This window comes from Streptomyces sp. NPDC048496, assembly GCF_043200055.1.
Lineage (GTDB): Bacteria > Actinomycetota > Actinomycetes > Streptomycetales > Streptomycetaceae > Streptomyces.
Map to the genome: position 1 here is coordinate 1 of NZ_JBICXB010000118.1, position 3,594 is coordinate 3,594.

Sequence of the window (3,594 nt, forward strand, 5' to 3'; positions counted from 1 at the left end):
GGGGGGGGGGGCGGCGGGGGGGGCGGGGGCGGGGGTTATTGGGGCGGGGGGGCCGCTGGGGGGGGGGGGGGGGTTTTTTTTTGTGGGGGGGGGGGGGGGGGGGGGGGCCCCCCCCCCCCCCCCCGACCGTTTTGGGTGGAGCCGCAGGTCCCGGCAACGGGACGGGGCTTGGGGTTGTCGCCGCACGTTGCTCTCCGGACCACCGGTAGGCCCGCTGACGGCATCGGGCTGAACACGTGCGGCGCCGTGACTGTCCGCGGCCAGGAGGCAGCGGCTGTTCGCAGATCTCGCATGTACGGGCAAGCGTCGGTTCCGGTTTGCGGGGCGGGTCCGGTGTACGCGGTGGTCTTGTTCTCCAGCGGTAGGCGGACTGGCGGCAGCGTTGCGAGCACGTACGTTGTCGGCTCTTCGCGGTGCTCGGTGCCAGGGGGCCTTGGCAGACCGGACAGGCCGGCGGTGAGTCGCCCTCCGGGTTCGAAGGCGCCTCAGCGGCCTGTTGGTTGCGTTGCTGTCGTTCGAGGTAGGCGGTCCGTCGGCAGGCCGACGAGCAGAGCGGGCGGCGCTGGCCGATCTGCATCCGCATGACTTTGCCGCAGATCCGGCAGGGTTCCCGGCGCCACTCGCTGGCGGGGTAACGCTTGCGGTGTCTCCTCTGGCGACAGGCCCTCGAGCAGGTCAGGGGTTTGGCGCCGAACATCGACTTGCGCCGGATCGGGGCTCCGCATTCCTTGCACTCGACCGTGTTCAGGATCAGCTGAAGATCGACCAGGTCACGGCCGGCGGCCGCGGCGATGCGGGGCCAGGTCGGTCTGCCGAGGTGTTGGGGTGGTTCGGTGAGGTATTTCCGCAGGTAGGCGGGAGGAAGGTAGTTCGCCTTAGCGAGGCGTGTGATGAACGAGGCGGCTCCTTCTCCGCGTTGCGGACGGACCTTGAGCGGAAGGCGGGCGACCTCGGTGTCCGGGGCCGGCGACGTCATCCGTCGGTGCCGGGCTGCTTGCGGCGGGAGGCGATGTCGAGGTCGACGGCCAGCAGTCCTGCTTTGGTGATCTTTTCGGTGCCGGTGAGGATGGCGTCGACGGCGGCTCCTCGGAGCTGGTGGGACAGGGTGCCGATCATGCCGCCGGTGCGGGTGTGCAGGAACCGGTCCAGGCGGGTGAGGGTGCCGGGCTTGTGCTGGTGCAGCAGGAGGTTCGCCTCCAGCTGGGCGACCAGGGCCTTCCATTCCGTGTTGTAGGGGAAGGGGTGGGTGTCCACTGCCGTGAAGCGGGCGGCGATCTGGTCGCCGCGGGTTCCGGTCAGGAGGCTGCTGTCCTCGATGTCGATGCCCGCGTAGGCGAAGGTCGCCGGGATCCGCTCGGAGAAGTACTTGAGTGTGTCGGAGGCGTCGGCTCCGGTGCGGGTCTGCAGCGAGATGTTGTGGATCTCGTCGACCAGGACGAGCCCGGTGCGGGCCTTGGTGCAGACGCCGACCACGGCTTCGGTGAGGTCGGTGATGTTGGAGCTTCGCAGGACCGGGAGACCGAGGAACCGGGCGAACTCGGCGGCGATCATGCGGGGCGTCGCGGCGGGCGGGACGGTGATGTAGATGACCGGTATGCGCTCGTCCTGCCCGGGGTGCCGGCGACGGTCCTGGAGTTCGTGGGCCAGGCCGAGCTGGGTCAGAGCGATCGTCTTGCCGGTGTTGGCCGGACCGGTGACGATCAAGCCGCGGCGTGCGCTGATGGCACCGCGGTTGAGGACGGTCAGGCGACGTCCGCAGGTGACGGTGCGGCGGACGGTGGAAGTGGCGACCACCTGGAGACGGGCGTGGTGGTCAAGCCGGTCCTCGTCGTAGTCGTACTTTTCCTCTTTGCTCAGGGCGTCGTACTCGTTCTTCGTCAGCACGGTCATCGTGGTGCTGGTCGTCGACGCGACGAAGTGCTGCCAGCCCGGCATGACGGTCAGGTACTGGCCGAAGTCGTCGTGCGGGCCGCTGTCGGGCATCGTCGTCATGGTCTCTTCCAGGGGTCCTCGAGCGGGTCGAAGAGTCCCAGCGGGATCACCTCGGCCATGGTTTCCTCGTCCTCCGCCAGCTCGTGCAGGGCGGGCTCGTCCTGTGTGCTCGGCGGTGGCGGCGTTGTGGCTGCCGTCGGCGTGGTGGCCTTGGTGCGGGCCGCGACGCGGCGGTCTTTCTTGGCCGTTGCGGCTTTCCGGCTCTTCTTCGCCGCTGGCCTGGCGGGGCCGGCGTGTGCGCGGGTGAGCAAGGCGGCGACGGCTTCGGTGAGTTCTTCCTCGGTGGCCTTGGGCAGTTGGTGGCTGACGTGGTCCCAGGCCAGGTCGCCGAAGGGGACCGGAGCACGGTTCAGGTACTTCCAGGTCGCCTGGATCCATTCGCCGCCGCCGCGGTGATTGCGTACCCAGACCCGGGAGACGTCGTAGGGGTCGCGGTGGACCTCCCAGAGCCCGCGTTTGGTGGTGACTCCGGAGTCACGCCGTCGCATCGGCCCGAGTTCGGGGGCGTCGTAGGTGCGGTTGTTGATCCGGATGCCGTAGGAGTTCACAGCCCGCCAGGCCGCGGGCAGGAGCTCGATGTAGTCCTGGCCGCTGAGCGCGACCGGGACGTAGCCGCAGGCCTCGACCAGGGCGGCGTACGTCTGGTTGGGGGTGAACAGGCGTCCGGGATGGTCGGGGTCACGCAGTCCCTCGTGCGGGCGGTTCTGCCATGCGTGTTTACCGACCGCAGGAGCTCGAATATCGGCTCTGAACTGCGACAATTCAAAGGCTACATGTCCGTGACGACCAGTCAGGGCCGTTCCTGTAGCTCGTCCGGGTGGTCTCGTGGGGCGGCCCGTCCACCGGGAGACGGTGGACGGGCCGTGGACTGGCTCGTGAGACAAATTCAGATGTGTGGCCTGGGGTTCATGGCTGGCCTGGGCCGTCGTAGTAGCCCGGTCGGGCCAGCAAGACTGAGTTGAAGTAGTAGCCCTGTTCGTCTTCCGGCTCGTCGTCGCCCTCGAACGGACGCCAGAAGCTGAGCAGTAGGTCTGGCGCAACGAACGACGCGGGATCGTCGTCGTCGGCGACGATCGTGGTGACCTCGGACATGCGCGTCACGACTTGGCGGGCTGGCAGCCCGAATACGTCGATGCCGCGGAAGAGAACGACGTCCGATGGCTCGGATGGCCGGCCAAGCTCAACGGATTCCAGGAGGTCACGCGCGCATCCGATGCTGATCATCAGGCCGCTCGGCCGGAAGATGTGCTGCCCCGCCCGGTCGGATGTGGAGATCACCGTGGGTTCCCGCAGCGATTCCAACGCTTGGTTGGCGGCCTGGCGCGACATGCCGATCTTCAGGGGACCGATGCCTGTGGGTGGGGCGAGCTCGAAATGCATCCGCGCATCGTGTCACGGCGCGTCCTTCTCGGCGGCGGGGCCTGCGATGCGGGCTTCGAGGTCGGCGACGCGACGGCCCTGGAAGCGGAGGTTGGAGCGGGCGGCCTTGAGGCGCTCGTCGAGCGTGCGGTTGATGCTCCTATTGGCTGTCAAGCGGCGGTTAGCCAGTCGCGGTAGGCGTTGGCGAGGGTGTCGTCGCGGCGGGTGCCGCGTTCGATGCAG

At 68.6% G+C, this 3,594-nt stretch carries 3 protein-coding genes and 1 pseudogene; all 4 read right to left on the reverse strand.

Going from position 1 to position 3,594, the window contains the following annotated elements; all coding sequences use genetic code 11:
• Positions 1 to 972: 972 nt before the first annotated feature.
• The gene (locus ACGFSA_RS34915) at positions 973 to 1,992 is read right to left on the reverse strand and encodes a TniB family NTP-binding protein (protein ID WP_393310170.1); all 1,020 of its coding nucleotides are present in this window, start codon (positions 1,990 to 1,992) and stop codon (positions 973 to 975) included.
• Positions 1,989 to 2,702 (reverse strand): annotated as a pseudogene (locus ACGFSA_RS34920) (Mu transposase C-terminal domain-containing protein); the annotation flags it as partial. The gene ACGFSA_RS34915 and the pseudogene ACGFSA_RS34920, both read right to left, overlap by 4 nt.
• Positions 2,703 to 2,898: 196 nt before the next feature.
• Positions 2,899 to 3,372, reverse strand: coding sequence for a hypothetical protein (locus ACGFSA_RS34925; RefSeq protein WP_393310172.1), 474 nt, complete (start codon positions 3,370 to 3,372; stop codon positions 2,899 to 2,901).
• A 12-nt stretch (positions 3,373 to 3,384) separates the two neighbouring features.
• Positions 3,385 to 3,525: a hypothetical protein gene (locus ACGFSA_RS34930; protein ID WP_393310174.1), complete on the reverse strand. Its 141-nt coding sequence runs from the start codon at positions 3,523 to 3,525 to the stop codon at positions 3,385 to 3,387.
• Positions 3,526 to 3,594: the final 69 nt, after the last annotated feature.